Annotated in this window: 8 protein-coding genes; all 8 read left to right on the top strand. The window is 71.0% G+C overall.

Features of this window, described 5'->3' with window-relative positions:
- Positions 1-337 (top strand): isochorismatase family protein (locus ACFWU6_RS33375; protein ID WP_383985202.1); only part of this gene is annotated, 337 nt, incomplete at its 5' end.
- A gap of 18 nt (positions 338-355) precedes the next feature.
- Entirely contained in the window at positions 356-1,195 is an 840-nt protein-coding gene (locus ACFWU6_RS33370; protein WP_383811175.1) for a HipA family kinase, read from the top strand.
- A complete protein-coding gene (locus ACFWU6_RS33365) occupies positions 1,192-1,575 on the top strand; it encodes a DUF3037 domain-containing protein (protein ID WP_383811178.1) in 384 nt (127 codons plus the stop codon). Before ACFWU6_RS33370 ends, ACFWU6_RS33365 begins: the two co-directional genes overlap by 4 nt.
- Before the next feature lie 250 nt (positions 1,576-1,825).
- Positions 1,826-2,587 carry a 3-oxoacyl-ACP reductase FabG gene (gene fabG / locus ACFWU6_RS33360; protein WP_383985199.1) on the top strand — a complete coding sequence of 254 codons (762 nt, stop codon included), beginning with the start codon at positions 1,826-1,828 and terminating at the stop codon, positions 2,585-2,587.
- A 20-nt stretch (positions 2,588-2,607) separates the two neighbouring features.
- Positions 2,608-3,369 carry an SDR family oxidoreductase gene (locus ACFWU6_RS33355; RefSeq protein WP_383811184.1) on the top strand — a complete coding sequence of 254 codons (762 nt, stop codon included), beginning with the start codon at positions 2,608-2,610 and terminating at the stop codon, positions 3,367-3,369.
- A gap of 152 nt (positions 3,370-3,521) precedes the next feature.
- Positions 3,522-5,105 (top strand): ABC transporter substrate-binding protein, encoded by a 1,584-nt coding sequence (locus ACFWU6_RS33350; RefSeq protein WP_383811186.1) that lies wholly within the window; start codon positions 3,522-3,524, stop codon positions 5,103-5,105.
- A gap of 121 nt (positions 5,106-5,226) precedes the next feature.
- Complete coding sequence (locus ACFWU6_RS33345; protein ID WP_383811189.1) at positions 5,227-5,904, top strand: uracil-DNA glycosylase; 678 nt, start codon at positions 5,227-5,229, stop codon at positions 5,902-5,904.
- Between the two features lie 95 nt (positions 5,905-5,999).
- On the top strand, positions 6,000-6,536 hold the full coding sequence (locus tag ACFWU6_RS33340) for a hypothetical protein (RefSeq protein WP_383985196.1): 537 nt from the start codon (positions 6,000-6,002) through the stop codon (positions 6,534-6,536).
- Positions 6,537-6,630 lie beyond the last annotated feature (94 nt).

The raw sequence follows: 6,630 nt of genomic DNA, 5'->3' as shown, positions 1-6,630 counted from the left end.
GGCCGTGGAGGTCGCCTCCCCCATCGTGGTGGACGAGCGTGACCTGGTGGTCCGCCGACTGCACGGGCTGTCCCCGATGGCGGGCACCGACCTCGACGCCCTGCTGCGCAACCTCGGCATCCGCACCCTCGTCGTCACCGGGGTCTCCTCCAACATCGCGATCCCCAACACCGTCTTCGACGCGGTGAACCTCGGCTACCAGGTGGTCGTGCCGGCCGACGCCGTCGCCGGGGTCCCCGCTTCCTGCACCGCCGAGGTGATCCGCAACTCCCTCGGCCTCGTGGCGGCCATCACCACGGCCGAAAAGCTGCTCGCGCAGTGGGCTCCCGCGCACTGACCGCCGTAGTCTGGGCGGATGCTGTCCGAAGTGATCGCGACCCGCTACGTCACGCCCTTGCGTGAGGGCGGCTCGCTCCCGGGAATCGTCGAGGCCGACGACCTCGGTACCTACGTCATGAAGTTCACCGGAGCCGGCCAGGGCCGCAAGACCCTGGTCGCCGAAGTCATCTGCGGGCGCCTCGCCCAGCGGCTCGGGCTGCGGGTCCCGCCGCTGGTGCAGATGCAGCTCGACCCCGTCATCGGGCTGGGCGAGCCGGACCAGGAGGTCCAGGAGCTGCTGAAGGCCAGCGGCGGGCTCAACCTCGGCATGGACTACCTCCCCGGCTCGATCGGCTTCGACCCGCTCGCGTACCGGGTGGACCCGGCCGAGGCGGGGCGCGTGGTCTGGTTCGACGCGCTGATCAACAACGTCGACCGGTCCTGGCGCAACCCGAACATGCTGGTCTGGCACGGGGACCTGTGGCTCATCGACCACGGCGCCACCATGATCTGGCACCACAACTGGCCCACGGCCGCGGCCGCCGCCGCGAAACCGTACAACGCCTCCGACCACGTACTGGCCCCCGTCGGGCCGGACATCGCGGCCGCGGCCGCCGAGCTGGCGCCGCTCGTCACCGAGGAGCTGCTGACCGAGGTCGCGGCCGACGTCCCCGACGAATGGCTGGTCGACGAGCCCGGCTTCGACTCCGCGGACGCGCTGCGCCGCGCCTACGTGGAGGTGCTGCTGCCGCGCGCGGCCGCCATCCACGAGCGGATCACGATGGAGGCCGAGGTGAGGCCGCGGTCGGGACCGCCCGGATGGCTCGCCGAGCGCCTCGCCCCCCCGTCCCACCGGAAGAAGAGCGACAGCGAGTGATCAAGAGGGACGTGTTCGAGTACGCGCTGGTGCGGGTGGTGCCCCGGATGGAACGGGGCGAGTGCTTCAACGCCGGCGTGATCGTCTACTGCCGGGCCCACTCGTACGTGGCCGCGCGCACCCACCTCGACGAGGCCAAGCTCCTCGCCCTGGACCCGGAGGCCGACGTGGCCGGGGTGCGGGCCGCCCTGCACGGGGTCGAGGGCGTGTGCGGGGGCGGCGAGGGCGCGGGCCAGGCGGCCGGGGACGACGCGGGGCGCCGGTTCCGCTGGCTGATCGCACCCCGCAGCACCGTGGTGCAGCCGGGACCCGTGCACACCGGCCTGACCGCCGACCCCGCACGGGAGGTGCGGCGGCTCCTGGACCTGCTGGTGCTGTAGTGCTCTGGCCGGAGGGTGTGCCGGGCTGTGGCGGGCCGTGCCGGCCCGTGGCGGGCGTCGCGGCACCGTGGACCCTTCCGGCCGCGGTACCGGGGCGCCGCTCGTCCCCCGGGCCGGGGAGACAGGCGGGCCGCTCGGACCGGGCAGCCGTTGACACGGAGTGCCAGGGCTCCTAGCGTCTCCTCAGCTGAAGCTACTAAGCGGTTGCTCACCTCTGGGCGGCCGCCTCTCAAGGGCGAGGAGATCCAGCATGTCCACCACCGAGCAGCGCGTCGCGATCGTGACCGGGGCGGCCCGGGGCATCGGCGCGGCCACCGCCGGGCGCCTGGCCGCCGAGGGCCGGGCGGTCGCCGTACTCGACCTCGACGAGGCCGCCTGCAAGGACACCGTGGAGGCCATCACCGCGGTCGGCGGCAGGGCCCTGGCGGTGGGCTGCGACGTCTCCGACGGCGCCCAGGTGGAGGCGGCCGTGGCGCGCGTCGCGAGCGAGCTCGGCGCGCCTACCGTCCTCGTGAACAACGCGGGCGTCCTGCGCGACAACCTGCTCTTCAAGATGAGCGAGACCGACTGGGACACGGTCATGAACGTGCACCTCCGGGGCGCCTTCCTGATGTCGAAGGCCTGCCAGAAGTACATGGTCGAGGCGAAGTTCGGCCGCATCGTCAACCTCTCCAGCAGCTCGGCGCTGGGCAACCGCGGCCAGGTCAACTACTCCGCCGCCAAGGCGGGCCTGCAGGGCTTCACCAAGACCCTGGCCATCGAGCTCGGCAAGTTCGGCGTCACCGCCAACGCCGTCGCCCCCGGTTTCATCGTCACCGAGATGACCGCCCAGACGGCCGCTCGCGTGGGCATGGGCTTCGAGGAGTTCCAGGCCGCCGCCGCCACCCAGATCCCGGTCCAGCGCGTCGGCCGCCCGGACGACATCGCCAACGCCATCGCCTTCTTCACGGGCGAGGCCGCCGGCTTCGTCTCCGGCCAGGTCATGTACGTGGCCGGCGGCCCGCTCAACTGACGAGAGGCAGGACGCACGCCATGACGTACGACGGCACCGACAGCGGCAGGGTCGCGCTGATCACCGGGGCGAGCCGGGGCATCGGCTACGGCATCGCCGAGACCCTGGTCGCCCGCGGCGACCGGATCTGCATCACCGGGCGCAACGAGGAGGCCCTCAAGGAGGCCGTGGAGCGGCTCGGGGCGGACCGGGTGATCGGGGTCGCGGGGAAGGCGCACGACGAGGCCCACCAGGCCGTCGCCGTGGAGCGCACGATGGAGGCCTTCGGCCGCGTCGACTTCCTCGTGAACAACGCCGGCACCAATCCGGTCTTCGGCCCGATCGCGGACCTCGACCTCGGGGTCGCGCGCAAGGTCTTCGAGACCAACGTGGTCTCCGCCCTCGGCTTCGCGCAGCGGACCTGGCACGCCTGGCAGAAGGAGAACGGCGGGGCGATCGTGAACATCGCCTCGATCGCGGGCGTCTCCGCCTCGCCCTTCATCGGCGCGTACGGGATGAGCAAGGCCGCCATGGTCAACCTCACCCTCCAGCTCGCGCACGAGATGGCGCCCGGGGTCCGGGTCAACGCCATCGCCCCCGCCGTGGTCAAGACCAGGTTCGCCCAGGCGCTCTACGAGGGCCGCGAGCAGGAGGCCGCGGCGGCGTACCCGCTCGGCCGGCTCGGGACCCCCGAGGACATCGGCGGGGCCGCGGCATTCCTCACATCTGCACAAGCGGAATGGATCACCGGGCAAACTCTCGTGATCGACGGAGGAATGTTCCTCAATGCCGGTGTGCACTGACCGATAATCGGACGCATTTGCCTCCAAAGGGGAGCCAAATGCATCACGAATATGCACGGAACCGGTCAAGTGCCCCACGAAACCTATCCATTGGATTCGTGGGGCACTGCGGTAGGGTCTGCCGCACCCCTGGCTGATCGAGGAGCGTGCACGTGTTCAACCGGACCAGATGCCTGCAGATCACTGCGGCCCTTGCGTCCATATCCCTGCTCGCCGGATGCGGACTGCTCTCGGACGACAGCGGTGACGACCAGAAGAGAATTGTCGTCGGCACGACCAGTGCACCGAGCACCCTCGACCCGGCGGCCGCGTGGGACGGCTCCTGGGAGCTGTACCGGAACGTCTACCAGACCCTGATGGCGTTCCCCACGGGCTCCACCAAGCCCCAGCCGGACGCCGCCCAGAGCTGCGAGTTCACGGACACGGCCAACGAGTCGTACCGGTGCACCCTGCGCAAGGGCCTGAAGTTCTCCAACGGTGAGGCGCTCGACGCCAAGGCCGTCAAGCACTCGCTCGACCGGATCCGGACCATCGGCAGCAAGTTCGGCCCCAAGGACCTCTTCGGAACCCTGGACAAGATCGAGACCCCGGACCCGCTGACCGTCGTCTTCCACCTGAAGACCCCGGACGCCACCTTCCCGTACGTGCTCGGCTCGCCGGCCGCCTCGCTCGTCGCGCCCAAGGACTACCCGGCCGACAAGGTGCGCGAGGACGGCAAGATCACCGGCTCCGGCCCGTACCTCCTGGACTCGTACAAGGAGGGCGGCGAAGCGGTCCTCAGCCGCAACGGCGGCTACGCGGGCTTCGCCAACCGGCGCAACAACGCGGTGACCATCCGCTACTTCAAGGACTCGGCGCAGATGGTCACGGCGCTCAAGGCGAAGGAGATCGACGCCACCTACCGAGGGCTGTCGGCCGTGGAGATCCGCGACCTCCAGACCCCCGCCGCGCACGCGCAGGGCGTCCAGGTCGTCGAGAACGTCGGCGCCGAGATCCGCTACCTCGTCTTCAACCCGAAGGACCCGCAGGTCAACAAGCTTCCCGTGCGCCAGGCGATGGCCCAGATCATCGACCGCGGAGAGCTGGTGTCCAAGGTCTACCAGGGCACCGCCGAGCCGCTGTACTCGATGGTCCCAAAGGGGGTCGTCGGCCACAAGACGCCCTTCTTCGACAAGTACGGGCACTCGGACGTCGCCAAGGCCAAGAAGATCCTCAAGGACGCCGGGATCAACCAGCCGGTCGAGCTGACCCTCTGGTACACCACCGACCGCTACGGCGCCTCCACCGCCGACGAGTTCACCGAGCTCAAGCGGCAGCTCGACGAGAGCCTGCTCTTCAAGATCACCCTGCGCGGCCAGCCCTGGAAGGCCTTCCAGGAGGGCTACAAGAGCGGCGAGTACCCGATCTTCGGCCGAGGCTGGTTCCCCGACTTCCCGGACCCGGACAACTTCATCGCGCCGTTCGTCGGCAAGGAGAACGCGGTCGGCACCCCGTACGAGCCCGCGCAGATCCTGAACGAGCTGCTGCCCAAGTCCCGCCGCGAGGGCGACCGCTCGGCCGGGGTCCGCGAGTTCGAACAGGCCCAGCAGATCTTCGCCGAGGACGTCCGGCTGCTGCCGCTGTGGCAGGGCAAGCTGTACGTCGCCGCACGCGAGGACATCGCGGGCGCCGAGCGGGCACTGGACCCGCAGACCGCCATGCAGATGTGGGAGCTGTACCGCAAGACCAGCTGGTAGGGGCGGAAGCAGCCGCCCGGCCCCGGTGACCGAGGTCCCGGGCCGGGCGGCCGACGGTGCTGTCAGTGGCCCCGGGTAGGTTCTGGAGCAGTTGCACGAACTCGTACCGGAGGTTGTCGTCGTGACCCAGCTGCTGCCCGAGTCCTGGCTCCCCGTCCTCGGCGGGGAACTGGACCAGCCCTACTTCAGGGAACTCACCGAGTTCGTCGAGAAGGAGCGGGCGAACGGGCCGGTCTACCCGCCCCGCGAGCAGGTCTTCGCGGCCCTGGAGGCCACTCCCTTCGACCAGGTGAAGGTGCTGGTCCTCGGCCAGGACCCCTACCACGGCGCCGGCCAGGGCCACGGCCTGTGCTTCTCCGTGCAGCCCGGGGTGAAGACCCCGCCCTCGCTGCGCAACATCTACAAGGAGATGAAGGAGGAGCTCGGCCTGCCCGTCCCGGACAACGGGTACCTGATGCCGTGGGCCCGGCAGGGCGTCCTGCTCCTGAACGCGGTGCTCACCGTCCGCGAGGCCGAGCCCAACTCGCACAAGGGCAAGGGCTGGGAGAAGTTCACCGACGCGGTGATCCGCGCCGTGTCCGACCGCCCGGACCCGGCGGTCTTCGTGCTGTGGGGCGCCTACGCCCAGAAGAAGCTCCCGCTGATCGACGAGGAGCGGCACGCGGTCGTCAAGGGCGCCCACCCGTCCCCGCTGTCGGCCAAGAAGTTCTTCGGGTCCCGGCCCTTCACGCAGATCGACCAGGCCGTCGCCGCCCAGGGCCATGAGCCGATCGACTGGCGGATCCCGGACCTCGGCTGACGTCCCCCCGCGCCTCGGCGCCAATGCCGGTGCCTGCGGCTAGCGTCGTGACGACCGGACCGCAGGAGGTCCGGAGGAGCCAGCCGGAGGCCGCGTTGACGGAGCAGCAGGAGGCGTCGGAGGACGCCGTCATGACCAGGATCGGCCAGGCCGTCATCCTGCTGCACGCAGGGGACCGCGAGGAGGCCCGCAACCGGCTCGGCGAGATCTGGTCCGAGATCGGCGAGGACGGGGACTCCCTCCACCGCTGCACGCTCGCGCACTACATGGCGGACGCGCAGGACGACCCCGCCGAAGAGCTGGCCTGGGACCTGCGGGCCCTCACAGCGGCCGCTCCGGCGGCCTCCGCGCCGGGCGAGGGCATCCCCGGCGTGCGGACCGCGGGACGGGCGGGGCAGCGGGCCATGCGGGTGTTCTACCCGTCGCTCCACCTCAGCCTCGCCGCCGACTACGTCAAGCTGCGGCGGCCGGAAGCCGCCCGGGTCCACCTTGCGCGCGCCCGCGCCGCCACCGGCGCGCTCTCCGACGACGGGTACGGCAACGGCGTACGGGCCGCCATCGCGCGGCTGGAGCGCAGCCTCGCCGCGGACCCGGGGGAGCGGCCCCGGCCCTTCCCCGAGCAGTCCCCCTAGGCCCTGTCGTCAAAGTCCCGCCTGGCCCGCGGCGCCCGGCACCGCACCTCGCCGCGTTGTCGGGGCGCCCGAGTACGTCCAGTACTCGGGCGCC

This window comes from Streptomyces sp. NPDC058674 (assembly GCF_042716505.1).
Classification (GTDB): domain Bacteria; phylum Actinomycetota; class Actinomycetes; order Streptomycetales; family Streptomycetaceae; genus Streptomyces.
The sequence above is the reverse complement of the archived record's forward strand: the minus strand, read 5'-3'. Positions and strand labels throughout refer to the sequence as shown.

Bases quoted from the DNA above. Each gene is read 5' to 3' on its own strand.
- ACFWU6_RS33370 (WP_383811175.1), top strand. From the start codon at position 356: ATGCTGTCCGAAGTGATCGCGACCCGCTACGTCACGCCCTTGCGTGAG.
- fabG (WP_383985199.1), top strand. From the start codon at position 1,826: ATGTCCACCACCGAGCAGCGCGTCGCGATCGTGACCGGGGCGGCCCGG.
- ACFWU6_RS33355 (WP_383811184.1), top strand. From the start codon at position 2,608: ATGACGTACGACGGCACCGACAGCGGCAGGGTCGCGCTGATCACCGGG.